This is a genomic window from Cellvibrio chitinivorans (assembly GCF_035117775.1).
In the GTDB taxonomy this organism is placed as follows: Bacteria; Pseudomonadota; Gammaproteobacteria; order Pseudomonadales; family Cellvibrionaceae; genus Cellvibrio; species Cellvibrio chitinivorans.
The window spans coordinates 404,416-430,331 of record NZ_JAYKKN010000003.1; the positions used below are offsets into that span (position 1 = coordinate 404,416).

The following is a 25,916-nucleotide window of genomic DNA, read 5'->3' on the forward strand; positions in this document are numbered from 1 at the left end:
AGATCACACAAAAAAAGATAATCATCCTCTCAGCCACCCAAACCCCTTTCAAAATCAGCCATTTGCAAAATTGGCACCCATATTGCGATAGACGCTGTGTAATAACTGATTCGCACTCTGGGCGGTTTTAGCTATTCAACAAACTGCGTTACCAAATAGGGCGCTAGGGTTCCGATCACTTGAGCCTTCAAGTTGATGCCTGGTCCGAGAGCATCCGACCTCCACAGTGATATGCCAAAACATCACGCATATCCTTGAGGTTACACGGCGGGACAAAAGCCCGGGAGAAGGAATGGCCTAACCGCCAAGAGTGCTCCCATGCTTGCGCCGATGTCACCGAACCGCTGGAGGTTATACATGTTGCATCATCCCCGTCTTACAAAAGTATTACTGGCTCTTACACTCTCTCTATCTGCCGCATTTGCCAGTGCTGCTGAACCCTTCAAAGTCTGCTGGTCCATTTATGTTGGCTGGATGCCTTGGGGCTACGGCGCCGAGCAAAAAATTATCGATAAATGGGCAAAGAAATACGGTATCGAAATCGAAGTAGTGCAAATCAACGATTACGTTGAATCCATCAACCAATACACCGCTGGTCAGTTTGATGGCTGTGTGATGACCAATATGGATGCACTCACTATTCCCGCAGCTGGCGGTGTGGACTCCACCGCGCTGATCGTCGGCGACTTTTCCAACGGCAACGATGGCATAGTGCTTAAAGGTGCAAAAAGCCTGAAAGACATTAAAGGCCAGAACGTAAATTTGGTTGAACTGAGCGTATCTCACTATTTGCTGGCGCGCGGTTTGGAAACCGTTGGATTGAAAGAAGCCGATGTAAAAGTCGTCAACACTTCCGATGCCGATATGGTTGCGGTTTACGGCACTAAAGATGTCACCGCCGTCACTACCTGGAACCCTTTGCTGAGCGAAATTCTCACCCAACCCAACAGCACCAAAGTTTTTGATTCGTCACAAATCCCCGGTGAAATTATGGATTTGATGATCGTCAACACTGAAACCTTAAAAGCCAATCCTGCATTCGGTAAAGCATTGGTCGGCGCTTGGTATGAAATCATGGGCGTGATGAGCGCATCCGACAAAGCTGCTACCGCCGCTAAAACCTCTATGGCGGTAGCATCAGGCACCGACCTTGCCGGTTTCGAAGCACAACTCGCCAGCACCAAAATGTTTTACACCCCGGCCTCTGCTCTGGAATTAATTAATAGCGACGAGCTGTTAAAAACCATGCAAAAAGTGGCCGAGTTTTCTTTTGACCACGGCTTGCTGGGCGATGGCGCACCTGACGCTGGTTTTATTGGAGTAGCTGGTCCTAAAGGCGTGTATGGCGATAAAGACAATGTGAAATTGCGCTTTGATCCAACCTACATGCAAATGGCTGCCGATAAAAAACTCTAATTCATTTTCAATTGCAATCACTCCCGGGTCTGCCCGGGAGCACAAATAAAAAATCACCAGATTGCATCATCCATACCACTACGAAGCAGTTATAAAAATGAAGAGACTGATTAACCTAACACCATCAAAGCCACTTAATTTGCTATTGGGCATGCTGCCCTTTGTATTGTTGCTTGTTGTGTATATCGTCGCCTCCGATGCGCGCCTTGCTGAAAATGCCAACGACAAACTTTTGCCAAGCTTTGCACAAATGGGCGATGCGATTAGCAATCTCGCTTTTGAACCAAGCAAGCGCAGCGGCGAATATTTATTTTGGCAAGATACCCTCAGCAGTTTGTATCGTTTAGGGCTAGGAATTTTAATCGCGGCGATTCTCGGTTTCAGCATTGGTTTATTGACCGGCGCAATTCCCACTATCTACTCGCCTCTGGCACCACTCTTGACAGTGATCTCGCTCGTTCCGCCCATGGCATTATTGCCGGTGTTATTTATCGTATTCGGTTTGGGCGAAGTATCTAAAGTTGCGCTGATCGTTATCGGTGTCTTTCCATTTATCGCGCGCGACATTCAGCGCTGTACACAAGAAATTCCGTTGGAGCAATTAGTTAAAGCACAAACGCTTGGTGCATCCACTTGGCAAATTCTTCTGCGTGTTTTAATTCCGCAACTATTACCGCGCTTGATTAATGCAGTGCGTCTTTCGCTCGGTGCGGGCTGGTTATTTTTAATTGCAGCCGAAGCTATCGCCTCTACCGATGGCTTGGGCTATCGCATCTTCCTTGTACGTCGCTATATGTCGATGGATGTCATTCTGCCTTACGTTGCCTGGATTACCTTGCTCGCCTTTTTAGTGGATTGGTTGCTCGCCAAAACAAGCAAACTCTGCTTCCCCTGGCACTATCAATTACCGACCAAGTAACAGAACGAGCAGTAAACGATGACGGTTATCCCATTTGATATAACACTTCTCGACGAGAAAAGAGCCAAGACTATGCCCATGATTCAGGCAAAAAATCTGTGGAAAAAATACGGCGACAACGTCGTATTGGAACGAATGAACGTGAGTGTAAAAGCCGGTGAGTTTATTACGATGGTCGGCACTTCCGGTTGCGGCAAAAGTACCTTTTTAAAAATGCTATTGGGGATGGAATCACCAACATCCGGCGAATTATTGCTGGATGGAAAACCGATTCGCACCGAACCCGATCAATCGCGCGGTATTGTATTTCAACAATATTCAGTGTTCCCGCACTTAACCGTTTTGGAAAATGTAATCATCGCGCGTGAATTTGAACGCTCACCTTTACTCGGAAAGTTATTCGGCAGCGCAAAACGCAAAGTGGTAGAAGAAGCTAAAGACCTGCTCGAATCTGTTGGTTTGACGCACGCAATCAATCGCTACCCGCACGAATTATCCGGCGGCATGAAACAACGCTTGGCAATTGCACAAGCGCTTATTCGCAAACCGCGCATTCTGTTATTGGATGAACCTTTTGGCGCGCTCGACCCGGGTATTCGCGCCGATATGCACCAATTAATTTTAAAACTCTGGAGCGAACATCAACTCACCGTATTTATGGTAACGCACGATTTAAGCGAAGGATTTTATTTGGGCACACGCTTGTGGGTGTTCGACAAATTGCGTCGCGACAATCAAGCACCCACCGCTTATGGCGCAAACATCACTTACGATTTACCGGTTACCCGTCGTAATAGTGAAATACCAAGCGAAATATCTACACAACTCTCTGCAGAGTTTTCTAAAGATTCCTGAAAGAGCTAATTGCAAACTTTTTACAAGACTCTCTATAAAACTACAACCTCAAGAACCACGGGATTTACAAGCCATGAGCAAAATGCTTTACACCACTACATTGCCCGGTAATGGCCATTGGTCATTGGAGATGCGCCGCGGCAGCTTGATGAAAATCACGGATCTCGAAGGCGGCGCCAATGTCGGCATGCTGTTTTATAACCCACGCAATTTATTAGAGCGCTACAACGCTCCCGACACACTTAAATGTCAGCACACCTTTAAATTACAACGCGGCAATTGTTTGTATTCCGATATGGGGCGAATTTTTGCATCGATTATTGAAGATCACTCTGCCAACGGCACAGGCAACTGGCACGACACTATTTGTGGCAACAGCAATGCTGAACAAATGGAACAACAATGGGGCAAACGCGACTATCAAACCCATCGCAATCAATGGTTTCAAAATGGTTACGATGCTTTTTTAGTTGAGTTAGCGAAATACGGTTTGGGGCGCGCTGACATGGCCTCTAACATCAACTGGTTCAGCAAAGTTATTGCCGATGATCAAGGCAACATCCAATTAGATACCAAAAATCAAGCAGCAGGTAATAGCGTTACCCTGCGTTTTGAAATGGACACGTTGGTCATCATGCATGCATGCCCTCATCCACTAAACAAATCCACTCGCTATCCATTTGCTGCAATTGAAGTCGAACTGGGCGAAGCCGATGCCGTTGGTGAAGACGATTACTGCAAAAATTTCCGTGAAGAAAACCAACGCGGTTTTCAAAACAATGCTCTTTACTACCTGTCTGCAAAATAGATTGGCAATCCAATAGTTGAGATATGAACATGTCACACATACAAAGCAATTTGCATCCTGAAACTGCGTTTACCAAACACTATGTTCCTGCAGGTGATTATTTCCTTGGCGAAATCAAGCAGGGGCAAACCTTTCGCATTGTCGATTTAAAAGGCAATCAAGCCGCCGATGTTTTGTTTTACAACGCCAAAGATCCGAGCGAGCGTTACAGTGCAATGGATACTATTCGCGCGCAAGGCAATTTGTATTTAACCGCTGGCACCAAATTAATGTCCAACATCAATAATGAGTTGTTAGAAATTGTTGCCGACACCTGCGGCCGTCACGACACCTTGGGCGGGGCTTGCGCAACTGAAAGTAATACCGTTCGCTACAGCTTGGAAAAGCGCTGCATGCACGCCTGTCGCGACAGTTGGATGCTCGCCATCGCTGAACATCCTGAATTTGGCATTAGCAAACGCGACATCACCCACAACATTAATTTTTTCATGAACGTTCCAGTTACTGCTGATGGCGGTTTGACTTTTGAAGATGGCATTTCCGCACCAGGGAAATACGTCGAGCTGAAAGCAAAAATGGATATCGTTATGTTGATTTCCAACTGCCCGCAATTAAACAACCCATGCAACGGTTACAACCCAACGCCAATTGAAGTGATTGTTTGGAATTAATTTTTTAACATCATCGCAACTCTTCAATGGACGACCATTGTCGTAATTAAAACCAGCAGGACGGCCTGCCGGAGCAAATTATGTTTACTAAAGTACTCATCGCCAACCGCGGCGCCATCGCTACCCGTATTATTCGCACACTCAAAAAACTCAACATTAAATCCGTTGCTGTCTATGCCGAATCCGATGCGGATTCACTGCACGTAAGAACAGCAGACGAAGCATTTTCATTAGGCGAAGGCGCAGCAGCACAAACCTATCTCGACCGCAAAAAAATTATCGCCATCGCCAAACAAACTGGTGCTCAGGCGATTCACCCCGGCTACGGCTTTCTCAGTGAAAACTCCAGTTTTGTGGCTGAATGCGAAGCTGCGAGTTTGGTCTTTATCGGTCCAACCGCTGAGCAGATGATTACCTTTGGTTTAAAACACAAAGCGCGTGAACTCGCGCAAGCGGCACAGGTACCACTCTGCCCCGGCACAGATTTATTAAGCGATCTCGCTGCCGCTAAAACCGCAGCTGCTGAGATTGGCTACCCGGTCATGCTGAAAAGTACCGCTGGCGGCGGCGGCATTGGCATGCAGCTGTGTAATAGTGAAAGCGATCTGGTTTCTGCTTTCGATTCAGTCAAACGTTTAGGTAAAAATAACTTTGCTGACGACGGCGTGTTTTTAGAAAAATTTATCGCCGCAGCGCGCCATATTGAAGTGCAAGTATTTGGCGATGGTAAAGGCACCGCTGTTGCGATTGGTGAGCGCGACTGTTCCAGTCAAAGACGCAACCAAAAAGTAGTCGAAGAATGCCCCGCCCCCAACTTGCCCGATGCACAACGTAAAGCCATGCAGGCTACTGCGGAGCAATTATTATCGTCAGTTAGTTATCGCAATGCTGGCACAGTAGAATTTATTTACGATTCACTGGAAGACAAATTTTATTTCCTCGAAGTAAATACTCGCCTGCAAGTAGAGCATGGTGTTACCGAAGAAGTGTACGGCGTTGATCTGGTTGAGTGGATGTTACGCCAAGCCGCAGGCGACCTCGGTAATATCAAAGCCCTGCGCGATCAACTTTCGCCTAAAGGTCACGCAATTCAAGTGCGCGTGTATGCAGAGGATCCTGCATTAAATTTCCAACCTTGCGCCGGCTTGCTGAGCAAAGTTAGCTTTCCTGAATTGCACCGCAATTTGCGTATCGATCACTGGATTGAAAGCGGTATCGAAGTGCCTGCATTTTTTGATCCAATGCTCGCCAAAATTATTGTGCGCGGCGACAACCGTGAGCAAGCTCTTGCAGAATTATCTACAACGCTAAACAACACTTATCTTTATGGCATTGAAACCAATATCGGCTACCTGCGTACGCTGCTGCAAGACCCAACGCTCGTACAAGGTAAGATGACCACGCGCTATTTAAATAGCTTTGTGTATCAACCTGCGCGTATCGATGTCATTCAAGGCGGAACTCAAACCACTATTCAAGACTATCCGGGGCGCTCCGGTTACTGGCATGTCGGCGTACCAACATCTGGCCCCTTTGATAGTTACTCCTTCCGCTTGGGCAACCGTTTATTGAATAACAGCGAAGATGCAGCCGGTTTGGAAATTACGCTGCAAGGCCCGACATTAAAATTCGGCTGCGCGACTAAAATTGTATTAACCGGCGCAGCGATTGATGCAAAACTCGATGGCAATGCAATTTCACTTTATGAAATTATTTCCGTTGCCGCCGGGCAACAATTGCAACTCGGCCGCATTACCGAAAAAGGCGCCCGCACTTATTTAGCGATTGCAGGCGGCATTCAATGCCCGGATTATTTGAGTTCAAAATCCACCTTCACGCTCGGCCAATTTGGCGGCCATAACGGTCGCGCATTGCGCGCGGGCGATGTGCTTTCACTCAATGCCAATAGCTGCAATGCAGAATTAGCCGCGCCACAGCTGCCAGAAGCATTAAAACCACAGATCAACAACTTGTGGCAGTTGCGTGTGATTTACGGCCCGCACGGCGCGCCAGATTTTTTCACCAACAACGACATCACCATGTTTTTTAATACCGACTGGGAAGTGCACTACAACTCCAGCCGCACCGGTGTACGTTTGATCGGCCCCAAACCCGAATGGGCGCGCACTTCTGGTGGTGAAGCCGGTATGCACCCATCCAACATTCACGACAACGCCTACGCCTTCGGCACTGTGGATTTCACTGGCGATATGCCAGTAATTCTCGGCCCGGACGGCCCATCGCTCGGCGGTTTTGTTTGCCCGGCGACGGTAATCAGCGCAGATTTATGGAAACTTGGACAAGTGCGCGCTGGCGATAAAATCCGTTTTGTCGCAGTCAGCATTGACGATGCAGTCACCATTGAAAAAACGCAAAATCAATCACTCGCCAGTTTGCAAACCATCAATCATTCATGGTCTGCGAGCGAATTAACTTCGCCAATCGTAAAAACCTTGGCAGCTGAAGAATTTGGTGAAGACATTGTGTACCGCGCCGCAGGCGATCATTTCCTGCTGGTGGAATACGGCGCACTGGAGTTGGATATTAAATTGCGTTTCCGCGCGCACGCACTGATGCAGTGGTTGGAAAAAAATTCGCTCGCAGGTATGCGCGAACTCACACCGGGAATTCGCTCACTGCAAATTCACTACGACAGCCAAACCCTATCGCTCGCCGATTTATTAGCGCACTTGGAACGCGGCGAACGCGAGCTGGTACAACAGCTATCTGCGCTCAGCGTTCCTTCACGCATAGTGCACATTCCACTGAGTTGGGACGATGAAGCCTGTCAATTGGCGATCCAAAAATACATGCAATCAGTACGAGCCAATGCACCCTGGTGCCCAAGCAATTTGGAATTTATTCGTCGCATTAACGGCTTGGATTCCATCGCCGATGTAAAAGACATTTTGTTTAGCGCATCTTATTTGGTGATGGGTTTGGGTGATGTGTATCTGGGTGCTCCAGTTGCAACACCCGTTGATCCGCGCCACCGTTTAGTGACCACTAAATACAACCCAGCACGCACCTGGACAGCTGAAAACTCCGTAGGTATCGGCGGCTCCTATTTATGTGTGTACGGTATGGAAGGCCCCGGCGGTTACCAATTTGTTGGTCGCACGCTACAAATGTGGAATCGCTATCGCCAAACCAAAGAATTCAAACAGCCTTGGCTATTAAACTTCTTCGATCAAATTCGTTTTTATGAAGTGAGTGCGGCAGAGTTGCAACAAATTCGCCGCGATTTCCCACAAGGGCGCTATCCGATCAAAATTGAAGAAAGCCAATTCAGTTTGAGTGAATACGAAGAATTTATCGCCGCAAATCAGGAATCAATTGCCAGCTTCACCGCACAAAGAGAACAGGCATTTGAAGAAGAATTAGCGCGCTGGCATGCCAATGGCCAATTCAATTATGTTCAGGAAGAAAGCAGCAGCGAAAGCGATGATACTGAATTACCTGAAGATGCAATCTGTGTTGATAGCTCTGTCTCCGGCAGTGTGTGGCAAACCCAAGTAAAAGTTGGCCAAACAGTACAGGCTGGCGATGTGTTATTGATTTTGGAATCCATGAAAATGGAGATCAACATCACCGCCAATTGCGCAGGCAAAGTGACGCACCTGTTAAAAGCTGATGGCGCGCGCGTTCAAGCTGGTCAAACACTGGTGGTTTTGGAAGCGATTTAAACCTGCGGGAACAGTTTACCCTGGCGATAAAAAACCCGGCTCAAAAGGCCGGGTTAAGATTACAACTAAGGAAGATTACATAAATAAAAGCAAATCAACTTAACGGACGCTGCTCACGCAAAGTGCCAATTACTGCTTCCAAAGCGCGATCAAACAACATTCCATCATCCAGAATCGTCAAGCGCTTGGTCTGCAATGCAATTGCCAGACTTTCGCGGCTCTCTTCCGCAACTTTCATTCCCGAACGGTTTACAAAGATATATTTTCCAACCGAGCGAATAATCGCCGCTAAACGGCAGCGATATTTTTCACCACCCTCGCCTTGCATTTCAAACCAGGTGCCTTGAGTGATGTTATTCACCAGCGCGATATGTTGTGGATCGGCTTGTACTGGCGCCGCCACGGTCTCTTCCACCACAAACATTTGCATGGTATCCGCTGGCGGCACAGGGTTGGACGCAATCTCGCTTGCAACTGACTCGCTCGCAGTTTCTTCAGCGGCAGCAGGCTCAACAACAGCACTTTCAGCCTGGACGCTCTCTGCAACTGTTTCAGCCGCAACCTCAGGCTTGGCTGACTCGCCGATAGCAGCCGAAGTTTCAGTGACTATTGTCTCGGCAACTTTTGACTCAGAATTTTTCTGCTCTGCTACTTGCGCAGCTGATTCATTTGCAGCTTGTTGCGCACGCGCCTGTGTTTCTGCCATAGCCGCTTTCATATTGGCATTTTTAGCAGCCAGCTCAGTGGCTTTAGCTTCAAGCTCTTTTGCTGATACAGATGGAACTTCTGTTTTAGATTGAGCCTCAATCGCTGGTTTCACTTCGCCACGCAAACGCGCCAAATGAACAACTTCCAACTGTTTAAATAATGTGGTTGTTTCAAATGGGCTGAACGAAATACTTTCCAAACCGCTGCGCAGTTTTTGTAATAACTCAGGCACCAATTTTAACAAGCGTTGACGGTTGTCTTTATCCATCGCCGCCGTAACACTCCACACCAATTGCTGTGCAGTCAGCGAACAATTACGCCAGTCTTCGCTTTCCACGCCCTGTTTCAGCGAGGTAATAAACATCACATTCGCCCAGGCCTCACGCAGTAATTTGGTCACAGCTGCCGGCAACTCTTTACCTGCACAAATACGATTTAACTCTGTATCTACCTGCGCACGTGCGCGTTCTGATTTTGCCTTGCCGTCTTCAGCGTCGATGGTGCGCTGCTCAAGAATTTGCGCGCGACGTTTTTCTTTATCGAGGAAGGAACGGAAATCAACTAACAACCGCTCAAAGATACTCATGTCAGTATCAAAGTCGGTGAGGATCGCGCGAACAGTTTCTTCCATCTTATTAAAGAGACTATCTTTACGCTGATTTTCGTCGCTGGATTCCTGCCACCCCAAACACGCCATCGCCATTTCATTCAATAAACGACGCGCAGGATGACCACCTTTGCTAAAGAAAGTTTTGTCGGCGATGGCAACTTTCACCATCGGAATTTGCAAGCGACCAATCAACGCCTTCATTGGTGCCGCAAGGTTGCGATCATCCAAAATGAATTCGAACATCATGCTAACCAGATTGATAACATCATCATCTACCTGATTAATCGCTGCTGCCGTTTGAGTTTCACTCTGCAATAAATCCGTCAGCAAACTGCGTAAATTCACTGGTGCAGCACTGTTTGCAAGTGCATTCACTGGATGCTGTTGCTGCGCCAGCGACAGAATTTTCATCAAGTCCTGAGTGGTAATTTCTTCACCGGGCAACTGCACACGCGGTGCACTGCGATTCGCGCCTAACAAACCGCGCAGCTGCTGTAATACCTGATTGGTTTGCTCATCATAAGACTGGACCAGCCCACCTGATGCAGCACCGGTTTGTTGTGCGCCCATAGAAAATTGTGCGCTGATGCCTTGACCGTAATGATCAGCAGAAGACTGTGTTGGTGCACGCTTGGTCGCTCGCACATCTTGCTTTAATGACGGCAAAATATTCGCGTCAATTAATACTTGGTTAAGCGCATCAAATAATTTGCCCAGCTTGGTCATCACAATATTATCGAACAGCTTGAACAAGACCAGCTTGGCTTTTACATCGATGTTTAAGGATTTGGTCGCATCGGTAAACGCATTACAAATAACATCAACGCCCAACGGATTATTTTTTTGATAAACCTTAGTCGGCACTAAATGATCAATACGCAGAGTTAAATGTTGAATAGATTCAGCAAATTGTTCATTGGCTTTGTTGATCATGCCATCGACAGCAACCATCTCTTCCAATTCGTCATTTTTTACCAATGACAAATCGTCCAGCGAAACAGTTTGATCCGCTGATTGTTTTTCATCGCGATAAGCATTTGGGTCAAGCAGCTGCGCAAAACCTATATCGATACTGCGGAAAAAAGAGCCTTCCATAGTGCGACGGCGAATGCGCACTTCACGCATGGAATCAAAAAAGATATTTTGGTCGTGGTTATTGTTGGCTTTGTCCGCCAACTCAAACATGGCATCATCAACCTTATCAAACAGCTCGCGCAGCATTAATTGCAGTTGCTGGCGCGCTTTGTCGCGCAGACTATGCATAGCCGCAGGCAAGCGTGTCAGCGCCACTTGGGAACTGGCAGCCGCATGGCGATCAGCGTGGATATGGACAACCTTTTTGGGGTCAGATTTCATCTGTTCAGACATGGTGGATTACCATTAGTGAAAACTCGCATAGATGAAGTATAACTAAGCGAAAGACAGGCCAAGCAGGCAAATGATAAGATCGAGAGCAATATCACAAAAGGCTATAACCAACAGCCAAATTTATGACTTTTTAAGTGCTTTTTGGAATTAGTCAAAGAAAACAGCGCCAAAACCGCCTGTTTTAAACCCAAAACTGTTTAATAATTCGACATATCTCATGAACCAGCTATTCAGTAAAAATCTACCTCAGCTATCTGACGACATAACCAAAAACGTAGCCTTGGCTTTAGCCGAGGACATAGGCACAGGTGATATCACCGCTCAACTCATTCCGGCAGATCAAACCGCTGAAGCGCGCATCATCACTCGCGAAGATTGCATTTTCTGCGGCCAAGCCTGGGTAGAGGAGATTTTTAAGCAGCTGGATGCAAGTGTAGAAATCACTTGGCATATAGAGGATGGGCAAGCAGCTCCCGCCAACAGCCTTCTATTTACCCTGAAAGGAAATGCCCGCAGTCTGCTCACCGGTGAGCGCGTCGCGCTGAATTTTGTACAGACACTATCTGGCACGGCAACCATCAGCCATCACTACGCCCAACAGGTTGCCCACACACAAGTAAAGCTGCTCGACACCCGCAAAACCATCCCCGGGCTGCGCAGCGCACAGAAATACGCCGTCGCCTGCGGCGGCTGTCACAACCACCGCATCGGTCTTTACGACGCCTTTTTAATCAAAGAAAACCACATAGCCGCCTGCGGTGGAATCGCCAACGCGATTGCCGCCGCACATAAAATTGCACCCGGCAAGCCAGTAGAAGTTGAAGTTGAAAGTTTCGCCGAACTGGAACAAGCACTAGCCGCGAATGCCGACATCATCATGCTCGACAACTTCAGTATTGACGACATGAAAAAAGCCGTAGCAATCACCGCCGGAAAAGCAAAGCTGGAAGCGTCAGGTAACATCAATGAAGAAACGCTAGTACCCACAGCCGAAACCGGCGTGGATTTTATTTCGATTGGTGGGTTGACTAAGCATTGTAAAGCGGTGGATTTGTCGATGCGATTTTATAATGAATAATCGCCTTTAAAGATGGGGGTCAAATCCTGACACCCAATCAAAATAAATTATTCCACCACCATCAACTCTCCATGTATATCAATACATGCTTTACCAGCAAAGTGTTTCGACATTACATCAACCCAATAGCAATTCATGACAGAATCCTTTTCAAATCTTGCCAAAACCTCACTCAACCCCCATTGCTCTCCATGCAAAAATGAACGATACAAATCAGCCCTAGCTCCAAATGGCTTTTGTTCTACAAACTCGCTAACGAACTCTATTGATTTAATCTCGGAAAGACTCTTAGGCAAATACATGAATACTTTGTATGGCCCAGCATAACTTAACTTGATCGACTCAGGCAGGCTAACTGCCAAACTCTGAAAATCACTACGGGAATATATCAAGATATTTTTATGGGTAAGAACTTGAACATAGGGGCGCTCCTCATAAACAGTCCATAACCCAAATGCAAACACCGACAACTGGAGCATTAGAATAATTGAAATATCTCGCTTCAGTTCTCGTTTTTTACTGTTGAACGCCACAAATGTCAAAAGTGGGCCAAGCACTAAATCAATACCAATAAACAACAACAAGCCATCAGTAGCACCGAAAATACGATACACATCTGGATACCAAAAGATAAAAACCAATACTCCTAATAAGCCAGCAAGGCAACAACTAAACAGCAAATGGTATGCAAATGCCCGTAGCTTTTCTTTTAAGAGCCTACTTATCATATATTCACAACCCAAACGAAAAAGGTGAGCTATTAGCTCACCTTTTGCAAACTTACATAATTACGAAATTAAGGGTTTTGACAAGTACCGGGCAAAAATTGATTTGGCATTGGGTTGGTGGCAGCTGGACCACAACGCCACTCTGATACTTGCTTCTGACCATCAGTTGTACCAACTATTGCTGTAGCTGCAGCCGCCAAACCGGTATAAGGCACCAAACGAATTGCATTTGCTGATGCAGTGATAGCAGTGTTACCAATATTAGCTTCATCCGCAACAACAACAATTACACCATTTGCATCAACACTACCAGAAGCTACGTACTTAGTTTGCTCAATTGTACATACGTTCGGAAGAATAGTGGACACATCAACAGCCGATGCATTTTGAATCGCATCAGTAACACTTGTACGGCAAGAAGAGGCAGCCAAAATAACCTCGGAAATTTTCGATTTTGCGGTGTAGTTGGTGTACGCAGGCAAAGCTACTGCAGCCAAAATACCAATAATAGCAACCACAATCATCAATTCAATCAAAGTAAAACCTGCTTGCAATGCTTTTTTCATAACAATACTCCAATAGCGTTTAGGGTTAGATGGTAACAACGATATAGTTACAATCAAACAATGTGCCAACACGGTGAAAGTACCGAATAACTTACACCCTATAACAACATTTCGATGCGCTGCTGCTGCTCGCCACGAAAAAAACAACCAGTTGCTGGCAACTACTGACAATTTACGTCAGCACCTAAGCTGCTTATTAAATATCACGTATCGCCCAAAAGTATCCAAAACCAATAAGGTATCGCTTACGCAAAAAAAACTGCTAAAGTTGAATCCACTTATGTTGATTTATAGCCGTGGTCATACTAATGAATAACTCAGCGCCCGTACCTTTAAATGGATTGGCTCGACGCTTGGTAGCCGACAACTTGTTGGACGCCGAATTAGCAGGCAAGTCGATCACTCAAGCGAAAAAAGAAAAAATTCCTCTTGCTCAGCACTTGGTAAACAACGGCATTCTTGATGCGCGAACCGTTGCGCGCGTTGCTTCAGAAGAATTTGGCTCTCCAGTTTTTGATTTAAGTGCATTAAATAGCGATAGCATTCCCCAAAAACTGGTAGATGACAAACTCATTCGCAAACACCATACCTTACCCATTGCCAAACGCGGCAACCGATTATTTCTAGCGGTTACCGACCCAACTGATTTACATGCGCTAGACGAAATTAAGTTCAATACAGGCATTAACACTGAAGCGGTATTGGTTGAAGCCGATAAGCTTAGAACCGCAATTGATAAGTATTTAAATGCACAAGAAGAAACATTGGGCGATGCACTTGGCGGACTTGATGGTGACTTGGATGACCTCGATATTGAAGCAGTCGATCCAAATGCCAAAGCGGATGACGCAAGTGGTAGTGAAGCGGATGAAGCCCCTATTGTTAAATACATTAATAAGGTATTGCTCGACGCAATCAAAATAGGTGCGTCGGATATTCACTTTGAGCCTTATGAAAAAAGCTACCGCATTCGCTTTCGTACCGACGGCGTATTAACCGAAATGTCGCGCCCGCCGGTAAATTTGGCTACGCGTATGGCGGCGCGCTTGAAAGTAATGTCGCAAATGGATATTTCTGAGCGGCGCTTACCACAAGATGGGCGCATCAAATTAAAAGTATCCAAAACCCGCGCAATTGATTTCCGTGTAAATACCTTGCCAACGCTGTTCGGTGAAAAAATCGTGCTGCGTATTCTTGACCCAAGTTCTGCGAAATTGGGGATTGATGCATTGGGCTATGAGGACGACCAGAAAAAACTGTATTTGGATGCGCTTGCACAATCGCAAGGGATGATTTTGGTTACCGGCCCTACCGGTAGCGGTAAAACGGTATCCCTCTATACCGGCCTTAATATTCTTAATACCTCTGAAGTGAATATCTCGACAGCAGAAGACCCGGTTGAGATCAACCTCGAGGGCATTAATCAGGTACAAATGAACACAAGAGTGGGCCTGACGTTTGCTGAATCGCTACGCTCCTTTCTCCGCCAAGACCCGGACATCATCATGGTAGGGGAAATTCGTGATTTGGAGACTGCGGAAATTGCAATTAAAGCATCGCAAACCGGTCACTTGGTGTTATCCACCCTGCACACCAACTCCGCACCAGAAACGCTAACGCGTTTATTAAATATGGGTGTTCCTGCGTTTAACGTTGCCACCAGCGTGAGCCTTATTATTGCACAGCGCCTTGCACGCCGTTTATGTACAACCTGTAAAAAACCTGCGACGGATATTCCCGCTGACATTCTCACCCAAGAGGGGTTTGACGAAATAGGTATTCCGCGCGCAGAATTCCAGCTGTTTCACCCTGTTGGTTGCGATAAGTGCAATGGTGGTTATAAAGGACGTGTAGGTGTATATGAAGTAGTTCGCATCACCCCGCTGATTGCGAACCTTATAATGGAAGGCGGCAATTCACTCCAAATTGCTCGTGCAGCCAAAGACGCAGGCTTTAATAACTTACGAATCTCCGCATTGCGTAAAGTCGCAATGGGATTAACCAGCCTCGAAGAGGCCAACAGAGTCACCAAGGATTAATTCCATGGCAATAACAACTACTGCGAAATCAACCAGCGCAACTGCAACAAAATCAAAAGCCGCTGCCACAAGAGCCAAACAAACGCCCACCATTAATACTTATGTATATAAAGGGGTGGATAAAAAAGGCAATAAAATCCAGGGCGAAATTAATGGCGGCAGCCCCACCATTGTAAAAACCCTGCTGGCAAAACAAGGGATTACCGCCCGTTCTGTTTCCAAAAAGGCCAAGCCATTATTCGGCTCAGGCGGCAAAGCAATTAAACCAGCAGATATTGCTGTTTTTTCCCGCCAAATGGCAACCATGATGAAAGCTGGCGTGCCGCTGGTACAGGCATTTGATATTGTTGCCGATGGCTTGGAAAACCCGAATTTACGTAAAATGGTTTTGCAAATTAGAGATAGCGTTGCAGCAGGCGGCGGCTTTGCAAATTCTTTACGAGACCACCCAAAGTATTTTGATGATCTTTTTTGTAATTTGGTTGATGCAGGTGAGCAGTCTGGTGCTTTGGAAACCATGCTTGACCGCATTGCCACCTATAAAGAGAAAACCGAAGCATTAAAAGCAAAAATTAAAAAGGCGATGACCTACCCGATTGCAGTTGTAGTTGTAGCGATAATTGTTACTGGTATTTTGTTGGTGAAAGTTGTACCGCAATTTGCAGAAACCTTTAGTAGTTTTGGTGCAGACCTTCCTGCGTTTACACTATTTGTACTCCATTTATCTGAAATAGCTCAGAACTACTGGTTTATAGTTCTTCTTTCAATGATCGCAGCATTTTTTGTTTTCAAAGAAGCAACTCGACGCTCAGAAAAATTTGCTTACATGGTTGACAAATACTCTCTAAAGATTCCAATCATAGGTCAGATAATTTATTTATCAGTAATGGCAAGATTTGCAAGAACCTTGGCAACAACGTTTTCTGCAGGCGTTCCACTTATTGATGCACTTACATCTGTAGCGGGTGCTACAGGCAATAAAATTTATACCGAAGCTATTATTAAAGTAAGAGAGGACGTATCCACAGGTATTCAGTTAAATACTGCGCTAAAAGCAAAAGCTATATTTCCAACCTTGCTCATTCAAATGTCTGCGATTGGTGAAGAATCTGGCGCACTTGATGCCATGCTGGACAAAGTTGCTGTGTATTATGAAGAGGCTGTAGACAATATGGTCGATAGTCTGACATCACTGCTTGAGCCAATGATCATGTCCGTTCTCGGAGTTCTGGTGGGCGGGCTAATGATCGCAATGTATCTTCCTATCTTCCAACTTGGTGCGGTTGTATAAGCGTGACTTTTATTTCTGTTTTGCAAGCCTACCCGCTTTTAGGTTTGGCTTGCACTTTAGTTCTTGGCTTACTCGTTGGCAGTTTTTTAAATGTGGTGATCTATCGCATTCCAAAAATGATGGAGCGCGATTGGCAAAACCAATGCCGTGAATTTATAGCTAGCGACAGCAATCTCGCCACTCTTCCCGAAGATGACAAACAACAGGAACCATTTAATTTAATGATTCCTGCATCTACTTGCCCTCACTGTGGCCATAAAATTAGAGCATGGGAAAACATTCCCGTTATTAGTTATCTGCTATTAAAAGGCAAATGCTCAAGCTGCAAATCAGGCATTTCTGCTCGCTACCCGATAATAGAATTAGCAACAGGTTTACTGTCTGTTGCCGTTATTTACTATGTTGGCATCAACTGGAATGGGCTAGCAGCACTGGCATTCACATGGTCACTTATCGCTCTGACCATGATTGATATAGATACTTATTTACTACCGGATGACATCACCTTGCCACTTTTGTGGCTGGGGCTGATCGTAAATAGCCTTGATGGTTTTACCGATTTGCCTAGCGCAGTATGGGGAGCAATTGCTGGCTATCTCTCGCTCTGGTCGGTGTACAAGTTATTCAAGCTGCTCACCGGAAAAGAAGGTATGGGTTATGGCGATTTTAAATTGCTTGCCGCACTCGGTGCCTGGATGGGCTGGCAAATGTTGCCACAAATTATTTTGTTGTCGTCACTCGTGGGCGCAGTGATTGGCATCAGCATGATTGTTATTCGCGGGCGCGACAAAAATATTCCTATTCCCTTTGGCCCTTACTTGGCAATCGCCGGTTGGATTGCGTTTGTCTGGGGCGATACAATTAATCAATCCTACCTGAAATTATTTCTCACTACCTAAACAGGAAAATATGCCCTTAATCATCGGACTTACCGGCGGTATTGGCAGCGGCAAGTCCGAGGCCAGTAAGCGCTTTGCTGAGCGCGGCATATTGATTGTTGATGCAGATATAGTTGCGCGTGAAGCAGTAGAGCCAAATAGCTTTGCACTGAAACAAATAAGCGATCATTTTGGAAAGGATATTCTCAACACATCGGGTGAACTAAATCGCAGCAAATTACGCGCGATTATTTTTTCAAACCCTTCCGAAAAAACCTGGTTAGAATCCCTACTCCATCCAATTATTAATGCCAGTATCCGGCAGCAATTAGCCAATGCTAGCAGCGCCTACGCGATTCTTGCTTCACCTTTATTGCTTGAAACAAAACAATTTGAGCTGGTGGATCGCATCTTGGTCATTGATGTGGATGAACAACTTCAAATCGAACGAGCAAGTCAACGCGATAACAACAAACCAGATCAAATAAAAGCGATTATGCAAACGCAGCTTTCACGGCAAGAACGTTGCGCGCGTGCCGATGATATAATTCTTAATAACGGGAATATTGCTGCACTGGATGAACAAGTGGAAAAACTGCACCAGTTGTATCTGACCTTAGCTAAAACACACTCACAGACAAACCAGTAAATTATTTATGAATGAAATCACTCAAAATACCGAGTTATCACCCGTAATACTCGCATGCCCAACCTGCAAAAAAACAGTATTGTGGAATGATGATTTTCCCCATCGCCCATTTTGTAGTGATCGTTGCCGGTTGATAGATTTAGGCGAGTGGGCAAGCGAAAATCATCGCATTGCGGGCGATAATTTAGATATCAATTCTGAAGACGAAGAACATCGCTAAAGCAACGCCAATATCAATCTCACCACCAAGCACTGATACCAGCAACACCCTGCGCGCCGCATTCCCGAGCAATATGAATATGCTCTTCACCAACACCACCCAAGGCATACACAGGAACATTTGCCAATTTAACCAAGTTAGCAAAGGCACTCCAGCCAATTGGGGTTACGCGTGGGTGTGAGCGAGTGGGAAGAACCGGAGAGATCAATAAGTAATCCGCCCCCAGCTTTTGAGCCTGAATGATTTCGGCTTCATTGTGGCAAGAAACACCCAGTAAAACATTTTGTCCGACAGGGCGCTCCCTTAAAACCGCTGCATGTTTACCATTTAAATGCAGACCGATTTTAACATCGGGATACGCCTTACAAATTCTGGAATATTCATCGGCGCTTGTATTAACAACCAAGCTTACAGATTCGCGTTTCGTCAAAAGCAAAGCACGATCAAACAAGGCTCGACGCTGATTTAGCTCGAAATTTTCGACGCGCAATTGCACCACCCCAACGCCTGCATTTAACGCGGAAGTTAATCGAGCAGAAAAGTCAGTATCATCACTAAATTCCCCCGTAATTAAATAGCGGGAGGGCAGATTGATTGCGGTAATAATGGGGCGATTCGCAGCAGGAAACTCAAAATCGCTTAATCTTGATGCATCGACCCACTGTACCGGCTGACCTTCGTTACCGCGCGGTTCACCGTTAAAACGCGTAACTTTGCGGACATCAAGCAATACAGATTTGTCGGGGTAATGATGGCGAATCTGAATTAACGGTTCGCTAGTCAACACGTCAATCGCAAGCTCTTCACGCAATTCGCGCGTAAGCGCTTGCTCGATAGTTTCATCCGCATCAACTTTACCGCCGGGAAATTCCCACAAACCACCTTGATGAGCCGAGAGCGGACGCTTGGCAATTAGAATTTTACCATCAGCGTTAACAATAACGCCGACAGCAACATGCACTAACTTGGTCATGATTTTTAACGAGAGGAATTAAGAGCGATAGTCCGCGTTAATGCGCACATACTCATAAGAGAGATCGGTAGTCCAAACAGTCTCAGCAAAATCACCACGCCCCAAGTTGATATTAATTGCAATATCAGCCTGACTCATTACCGCCTGACCTTGAGCTTCGGTGTAGCTTTTTGCACGGCCGCCATCTTCGACGATCAGCGTATCGTTCAGATGAACACGCACTTTGGTTGCATCCAGATTCGGCACACCCGCATAACCAATAGCGGCAACAATACGCCCCCAGTTAGGATCTGAAGCAAAAAGTGCCGTTTTAATTAACGGTGAGTGTGCTACTGCGTAGGCAACATCCAAACACTCATTACGATCAGCGCCGCCCGTTACCGCAACGGTGACAAACTTGGTCGCGCCTTCACCATCACTCACAATACTTTTGGCCAGATGAATATGCGCAGCGAGAATTGTCTCGCGCAGTTTTTCGTAAAGTTCGCCGCTTGGCTCAGTAATTTCTGGCAAATCAACCTGCCCTGTCGCCATCAAAATACATGAGTCGTTGGTGGATGTATCACCATCAATAGTGATGCGATTGAATGATTTATCTGCTGCTTCGCGGGATAATTTTTGCAGTAAATCCTGCGATACTTTTGCATCGGTTGCGATATATCCCAGCATGGTGGCCATATTGGGTTTGATCATACCGGCACCTTTAGAGATGCCATTTACAGTAATCGTTTTGCCTTGATATTCAAACTGCTGACTGAAGCCTTTGGGGCGAGTATCCGTTGTCATAATGCCAGCACCGGCATCATCCCAACCATTTTCGTTTATTTTTTCGAGCGCTTCAGGAATAACGGCAACAATTTTTTGAACAGGCAGCGGCTCACCAATTACCCCTGTAGAAAAGGGCAAAACCTGCTCAGGTTTAACGCCTTTTAATTCTGCAATTGCAGCACAAGTTGCTTTGGCATCAAGCAAACCTTGTTCACCCGTACATGCATTGGCGTTACCCGAATTAATTACTAAAAAGCGAATAGGTGCTGTAGCTAGATGCTCTCGACACACAGTTACCGGCGCCGCACAAAATGCATTTTTAGTGAACACGCCAGCAACATTACTGCCTTCGGCTAGCTCAAACAAAACCACATCGCGACGACCTACTTTTTTGATGCCAGCACTAACTGCAGTCAACTTTACACCTTTAACCGGGTGCATCTGCGGAAATGGATATTCACCTACTGCCATAATAAAAAATCTCGAAGTTTTTCAGATTTACTGCCGCTCATTAGCAATTAGAGATAGCAGAGCCAGATAATGATCTCCAACTCTGCCGATCAAGTTACTCTAATGCACCGTGACAGCTTTTGTATTTTTTGCCGGAACCGCAAGGACATGGATCATTGCGCCCTACTTTACGCCCCTCGCGCACGACTTGGGTACGGGGAGCTTGCGCAGGTTGGGCCGCTTGCGGCGCATTATCAGGCTGCCCCAGTGCTGATAACTCATCATGACGTAGCTGCATTTTTTGACGAGCAAGCTCTTCGCGGCGCTGATTTTCCATCTCTTCCATTTGCTCTCGGGTAATAGGCTCAACACGCGCCATCAAATGGATAGTTTCACGCTTAACGGAAAACAACAGGTTTTGGAAAAACTCAAAAGCTTCGCGCTTGTATTCTTGTTTGGGGTTTTTCTGCGCATATGAGCGCAAGTTAATGCCCTGACGCAAATGATCCATAGCAGCAAGATGCTCTTTCCAAGCGTTATCCAACACCTGCAACATTACTTGCTTTTCAATTTCAATCATTATGTCGCCGACACGCTCGCATTTCGCATCATAGGCACCTTGTATCTCTGCAAGAATTTTCTTACGCAGGGTTTCCTCATGCAGACGAGTATCTTCTTCCAGCCATTTGGCGATCGGCAACACCAATCCAAAATCGCTTTCGATTTGCTTTTCTAATCCAGGAATATTCCACTGATCCTCAATGGTTTGCGGCGGAATAAATTCATTCACCAAGTCATCAACAACTTCTTCGCGAATTGCGGTAATGGTGTCGCGGATTGAATCTGCATCCAACAATTCATTGCGTTGATGATAAATAATTTGGCGCTGATCATTTGCCACATCATCAAATTCAAGCAGCTGTTTACGGATATCAAAGTTGCGCCCTTCTACTTTGCGCTGCGCTTTTTCAATCGCGTTATTGACCATGCGATGTTCAATCGCCTCGCCCTTTTCCATCCCCAGCGCTTGCATAAAATTACGCACACGCTCAGATGCAAAGATGCGCATCAAATTATCTTCAAGCGATAAATAAAAACGAGTTAAACCCGGATCACCTTGACGACCTGCACGACCGCGCAACTGGTTGTCAATACGACGCGATTCATGGCGCTCAGTACCGATGATATGCAAACCGCCAGCAGCCAAAACTGTTTCATGGCGGACTTTCCAATCAGCCTTAATTGCTTCAATTTGCTCTGGCATCGGGCTTTCCAGTTTGGCGATATCTGACTCCCAACGTCCACCCAATACAATATCAGTACCGCGACCCGCCATGTTGGTGGCAATAGTCACCGTCCCCGGGCGACCAGCTTGCGCAATAATTTCAGCTTCTTGTTGGTGGAATTTCGCATTGAGTACTTGATGTTTAATTCCTGCCGCCGTTAAACGGCGAGACATTTCTTCAGAAGTTTCAATCGATGCAGTACCCACCAGAATTGGGGCATTTTTCGCTTGAAATACTTTTACATCTTCAACAATAGCGAGATATTTTTCTTCGAGCGATAAAAATACTTTATCGTTCATGTCGATACGTTGAATCGTTTTATTGGTAGGAATTACCACTACATCCAAGCCATAAATTTCACGGAATTCGTAGGCTTCGGTATCAGCTGTACCGGTCATCCCCGATAAGGTTGGATACAAACGGAAATAGTTTTGGAAAGTAGTAGAAGCAAGTGTTTGGCTTTCGCTTTGAATTGCAACGCCTTCTTTGGCTTCGATCGCTTGATGCAAACCTTCTGATAAACGACGGCCGGGCATAGTACGCCCAGTGTGCTCATCAATTAAAACAACCTGCCCTTCCTGAACAATATATTCCACATTTAGATGGAAGAGTGCGTGAGCACGTAGCGCAGAATTTACGTGATGCAACAACGTAAGATTGTTCGCAGCGTAGAGGTTTTGGTCAGGCTGTAACAATCCTGCTTGAATTAATAAATCTTCTACTTTTTGATGACCATCTTCCGTCAATTCAACCTGACGTGATTTTTCATCGACACTAAAGTGACCGGGATCAGAAACAACACGACGATCACCATCTTCACCATTATCAATTTGGCGCTTCAGTTTCAGCACAAGCTGATTCACACGCTTATACATTTCCGCACTGTTTTCTGCCGCGCCGGAAATAATTAACGGAGTACGCGCTTCATCGATAAGAATCGAGTCAACTTCATCGACAACAGCAAAATTAAGTTCACGCTGAACTTTATCGCGCTTGCTCAAAGCCATGTTATCGCGCAAATAATCAAAACCGTATTCATTGTTAGTGCCGTAAGTCACATCGGCAGCGTAGGCTGCACGTTTAACCGCTTGCGGCTGCATGGATTGGATAACACCAACAGTCATCCCAAGAAACTCATATAAAGGCATCATCCAGTTGGCATCACGGCTGGCCAGATAATCATTTACCGTTACAACGTGAACACCCTTGCCTGCCAAAGCATGCAAATAACTCGGCAGAGTCGACACCAGTGTTTTACCTTCACCAGTACGCATCTCGGCGATGCGACCTTCGTGTAAGCTCATACCACCGATCATCTGGACATCAAAATGGCGCATTCCAAGCACACGACGCCCGGCTTCACGCACAGTCGCAAACGCCTCAGGTAATAATTGATCGAGCGTTTCACCTTTTTGGTAGCGCTCGCGAAACTCATCTGTTTTTGCTTTAAGTTGCTCATCACTGAGCTTTTCCATGTCGGGTTCAAGTGCATTAATACGTTGTACAACTTTTTGCATACGCTTTAATTCGCGCTCATTTTTTGAACCAAAAACTGCCTTGATTAACTTACCAATCATTTTTTTATACCGTAAAAATCCAATAAACTGAGTACATTTTGCACAGCGAAAATACAGGCGTCATAACCTGAAAAAGCCCGAAAGCAGGCTGGCAAGTAAATAGGAAGGTGCCGACTAAAGCAAGTATGAAATCTGCTGTCGGTGAAAGGGATGTGTATTAGCGGTTGGTGCGACGAATGTAACTGGCAGGGTCGACTACCCGGCCATTTTTATAAACTTCAAAGTGAACATGAGGTGCGGTCGAACGTCCGGTTGATCCCGATAGGGCAATCACCTGACCCTTTTTAACGATATCGCCCGCTTTAACCAGATTGGATTTGTTGTGCGCATAACGAGTAACCAAACCATCGCCATGCTTGATCTCTACCATGTTGCCGTATTCAGGGTGACGGCCAGACCAGTTAACCACACCAGCCGCTACTGTACTAACCTTACTCCCTTGGCGGGCAGTGAAATCGATTCCTGAGTGAAACGCAGTTTTGCCGGTAAAGGGGTCTTTACGGTACCCATAACGGGATGAGACCCATGAATTCGCTACTGGCGCACCGGAAATCATCGATTCCTCTTGGAGGCTACGATTCGCCAATAGTGCATCTATGGTATTAAGCTGCTGCTCACGGCTGTCTACTTGCTGGGATAGCTGATCCACAGCCGCAAAAAAGTCAGGCGTGGCATATAAGTTTTCAGGCCCAGACTGCGATGGCCCACCGAGAGCGGGGACTCGACTAAAATCAAATTCACCCTGTTCTAAATTTGCCGCAGATGTAAGCTTTTCGCCAAGCGCATCAAGGCGCATCAAACGAGCCTGAAGCTCTCCCATCTTGCTGGTAAGAGCGGCGATTTGAGCCTCAGATGCCTGACGCTCCTGCTCCATTTCGGACTCGCGCGCAGAAAGAATATCCATCCAGGCTTTTGTGTCACTATCAAAGAAGCCACTACGCTCATCTGATACCAACCAGCTATAGCCCCAAGCGCCAACAAAGGTGGGAATTCCCAATAAACACACAGACAGGAACGCACGAGTCCAACCGCCGAGGGTGATACTACGAGCCTGTGCATGATTCTTGTTGACGATAATAATTTTCATCGATAAATCTACTTTTTATAGGTTAAAAAACCGCTCAGTTCGGACATTACCCGATGGTATTTTTAGTTAAAAATTTCGACTTTCAGATCGCGACCGGCTTTGCAGCGAGACGCAGTTGGACATCCTTTGCGAACACTTTTCCTTTATTAAAAAGATAGTAAAAAGTGTTTTAAAACAACCATTTATAAAAATTTCACAAAGGAAATTGGGTGACGCGGAGATTCCTTGCAATACGCATAAATCAACGTATACAAGGAATATCGCATAAACAGAAAGGTTTTAACAAGCAGAAATTTGGTTAAAGTTCACAAATTGAGCGCGCCACATCCACCCATTAAGCCGCCGCAATTGGCGACATGTAGGCAATAGGCAGCTGTTGTTTTTCATCAAAAGTGACCCATTCCCACGCATCAGGCTGATCCAGCAACAAACGCAATGCGCGATTATTCAGTGAATGGCCAGATTTGTGAGCCTTGTATTCGCAGAGCAGACTATTGCCCAACATATACAAATCACCAATGGCATCAAGCACTTTGTGTCTCACAAATTCATCCTCAAAACGCAGGCCATCTTCGTTAAGAATCCGATATTGATCCACAACAATTGCATTATCCATACTGCCGCCACGGGCAAGCCCCTTTGAGCGCAGATACTCAATCTCATGCATGAACCCAAAGGTGCGTGCGCGGCTAATATCTTTAACAAAGGTTGAACTGGAAAAATCCAGTTCGGCTTGTGGGCGACGATCTTTAAAAACCGGATGATCAAACTCAATAGAAAACGACACTTTAAAGCCATCAAATGGGGTAAAAGTGGCAAATTTATCGCCGTCTTTCAGGGTTACTTCTTTTTTAACGCGAAGGAATTTTTTAGGCGCATTCTGTTCCTGAACACCGGCAGATTGAATCAAAAACACAAAGGGACCGGCGCTGCCATCCATGATCGGAATTTCAGGCGCGTTTAACTCAACAATCGCGTTATCAATACCCAATCCCGCCATAGCTGACATTAAGTGCTCAACAGTAGAAACACGAACATCATCTTTAATGAGGCAGGTGGAGAGCGTAGTTTCACCCACATTGTGCGCTGTCGCTTTAATCTCTACCGGTGGGCTCAAATCCACACGGCGAAATACTATGCCCGTATCAACAGGTGCAGGCAACAGAGTCAGATGAATCTGATCCCCAGTGTGCAAACCTACACCTGTAGTACGAATTGCATTTTTAAGCGTACGCTGTTTGATCATTTGAGATGCCCTCAGTGGTTAAAGCGCCATTGGCTCGGC

20 protein-coding genes and 1 riboswitch are annotated in these 25,916 nt (G+C 46.0%); of the genes, 12 read left to right on the top strand and 8 right to left on the bottom strand.

The features are described 5' to 3' along the window. Window positions 1-152 precede the first annotated feature (152 nt). Window positions 153-289, top strand: a riboswitch (guanidine-I (ykkC/yxkD leader). Window positions 290-357: 68 nt separating this feature from the next. The 6 genes from SPL68_RS11595 (at window position 358) to uca (ending at window position 8,355) form a co-directional block, all read left to right on the top strand. Further along, window positions 358-1,416, top strand: coding sequence for a putative urea ABC transporter substrate-binding protein (locus tag SPL68_RS11595; RefSeq protein ID WP_323815314.1), 1,059 nt, complete (start codon window positions 358-360; stop codon window positions 1,414-1,416). A 97-nt stretch (window positions 1,417-1,513) separates the two neighbouring features. Continuing rightward, window positions 1,514-2,335 (top strand): ABC transporter permease, encoded by an 822-nt coding sequence (locus SPL68_RS11600; RefSeq protein WP_323815315.1) that lies wholly within the window; start codon window positions 1,514-1,516, stop codon window positions 2,333-2,335. A 72-nt stretch (window positions 2,336-2,407) separates the two neighbouring features. Next, window positions 2,408-3,190 (top strand): ABC transporter ATP-binding protein, encoded by a 783-nt coding sequence (locus SPL68_RS11605; protein WP_323815382.1) that lies wholly within the window; start codon window positions 2,408-2,410, stop codon window positions 3,188-3,190. A 73-nt stretch (window positions 3,191-3,263) separates the two neighbouring features. After that, entirely contained in the window at window positions 3,264-3,998 is a 735-nt protein-coding gene (locus tag SPL68_RS11610) for an urea amidolyase associated protein UAAP1 (protein WP_323815316.1), read from the top strand. Between the two features lie 29 nt (window positions 3,999-4,027). After that, complete coding sequence (locus SPL68_RS11615; RefSeq protein WP_323815317.1) at window positions 4,028-4,669, top strand: urea amidolyase associated protein UAAP2; 642 nt, start codon at window positions 4,028-4,030, stop codon at window positions 4,667-4,669. Window positions 4,670-4,749: 80 nt separating this feature from the next. Next, on the top strand, window positions 4,750-8,355 hold the full coding sequence (gene uca / locus SPL68_RS11620; protein ID WP_323815318.1) for an urea carboxylase: 3,606 nt from the start codon (window positions 4,750-4,752) through the stop codon (window positions 8,353-8,355). A 94-nt stretch (window positions 8,356-8,449) separates the two neighbouring features. On the opposite strand, the gene SPL68_RS11625 is transcribed toward uca, so the two are convergent. Continuing rightward, window positions 8,450-11,041 carry a DUF1631 domain-containing protein gene (locus tag SPL68_RS11625; protein WP_323815319.1) on the bottom strand — a complete coding sequence of 864 codons (2,592 nt, stop codon included), beginning with the start codon at window positions 11,039-11,041 and terminating at the stop codon, window positions 8,450-8,452. 217 nt (window positions 11,042-11,258) lie between these two features. Here SPL68_RS11625 and nadC point away from each other — a divergent pair, with 217 nt between their 5' ends. Then, complete coding sequence (nadC, locus tag SPL68_RS11630) at window positions 11,259-12,119, top strand: carboxylating nicotinate-nucleotide diphosphorylase (RefSeq protein ID WP_323815320.1); 861 nt, start codon at window positions 11,259-11,261, stop codon at window positions 12,117-12,119. A gap of 47 nt (window positions 12,120-12,166) precedes the next feature. Here nadC and SPL68_RS11635 read toward each other — a convergent pair whose 3' ends face one another. Together SPL68_RS11635 and SPL68_RS11640 are read right to left on the bottom strand one after the other, a co-directional pair. Then, window positions 12,167-12,847: a hypothetical protein gene (locus SPL68_RS11635; RefSeq protein ID WP_323815321.1), complete on the bottom strand. Its 681-nt coding sequence runs from the start codon at window positions 12,845-12,847 to the stop codon at window positions 12,167-12,169. 68 nt (window positions 12,848-12,915) lie between these two features. After that, complete coding sequence (locus SPL68_RS11640) at window positions 12,916-13,413, bottom strand: pilin (RefSeq protein ID WP_323815322.1); 498 nt, start codon at window positions 13,411-13,413, stop codon at window positions 12,916-12,918. A 308-nt stretch (window positions 13,414-13,721) separates the two neighbouring features. Here SPL68_RS11640 and pilB point away from each other — a divergent pair, with 308 nt between their 5' ends. Genes pilB through yacG form a run of 5 tightly spaced genes read left to right on the top strand, consistent with a single transcriptional unit; the run spans window position 13,722 to window position 18,490 of the window. Beyond that, a complete protein-coding gene (pilB, locus tag SPL68_RS11645) occupies window positions 13,722-15,452 on the top strand; it encodes a type IV-A pilus assembly ATPase PilB (RefSeq protein WP_323815323.1) in 1,731 nt (576 codons plus the stop codon). A 4-nt stretch (window positions 15,453-15,456) separates the two neighbouring features. Beyond that, window positions 15,457-16,743 carry a type II secretion system F family protein gene (locus SPL68_RS11650; RefSeq protein WP_323815324.1) on the top strand — a complete coding sequence of 429 codons (1,287 nt, stop codon included), beginning with the start codon at window positions 15,457-15,459 and terminating at the stop codon, window positions 16,741-16,743. Between the two features lie 2 nt (window positions 16,744-16,745). Continuing rightward, window positions 16,746-17,642, top strand: a complete 897-nt coding sequence (locus SPL68_RS11655) for a prepilin peptidase (RefSeq protein WP_416377426.1) — start codon at window positions 16,746-16,748, stop codon at window positions 17,640-17,642. 10 nt (window positions 17,643-17,652) lie between these two features. Further along, a complete protein-coding gene (gene coaE / locus SPL68_RS11660; RefSeq protein ID WP_323815325.1) occupies window positions 17,653-18,270 on the top strand; it encodes a dephospho-CoA kinase in 618 nt (205 codons plus the stop codon). Window positions 18,271-18,277: 7 nt separating this feature from the next. After that, window positions 18,278-18,490 carry a DNA gyrase inhibitor YacG gene (yacG, locus tag SPL68_RS11665; protein WP_323815326.1) on the top strand — a complete coding sequence of 71 codons (213 nt, stop codon included), beginning with the start codon at window positions 18,278-18,280 and terminating at the stop codon, window positions 18,488-18,490. Between the two features lie 19 nt (window positions 18,491-18,509). On the opposite strand, the gene SPL68_RS11670 is transcribed toward yacG, so the two are convergent. The 5 genes from SPL68_RS11670 to lpxC form a co-directional block, all read right to left on the bottom strand. Further along, window positions 18,510-19,463 carry a Nudix family hydrolase gene (locus SPL68_RS11670; RefSeq protein ID WP_323815327.1) on the bottom strand — a complete coding sequence of 318 codons (954 nt, stop codon included), beginning with the start codon at window positions 19,461-19,463 and terminating at the stop codon, window positions 18,510-18,512. Between the two features lie 18 nt (window positions 19,464-19,481). Further along, entirely contained in the window at window positions 19,482-20,702 is a 1,221-nt protein-coding gene (gene argJ / locus SPL68_RS11675) for a bifunctional glutamate N-acetyltransferase/amino-acid acetyltransferase ArgJ (protein WP_323815328.1), read from the bottom strand. A gap of 94 nt (window positions 20,703-20,796) precedes the next feature. Then, window positions 20,797-23,544 (bottom strand): preprotein translocase subunit SecA, encoded by a 2,748-nt coding sequence (gene secA, locus SPL68_RS11680; RefSeq protein WP_323815329.1) that lies wholly within the window; start codon window positions 23,542-23,544, stop codon window positions 20,797-20,799. 157 nt (window positions 23,545-23,701) lie between these two features. Then, window positions 23,702-24,631 (bottom strand): M23 family metallopeptidase, encoded by a 930-nt coding sequence (locus SPL68_RS11685; protein ID WP_323815330.1) that lies wholly within the window; start codon window positions 24,629-24,631, stop codon window positions 23,702-23,704. Window positions 24,632-24,965: 334 nt separating this feature from the next. Beyond that, window positions 24,966-25,877, bottom strand: a complete 912-nt coding sequence (gene lpxC, locus SPL68_RS11690) for a UDP-3-O-acyl-N-acetylglucosamine deacetylase (protein ID WP_323815331.1) — start codon at window positions 25,875-25,877, stop codon at window positions 24,966-24,968. Between the last annotated feature and the right edge of the window lie 39 nt (window positions 25,878-25,916).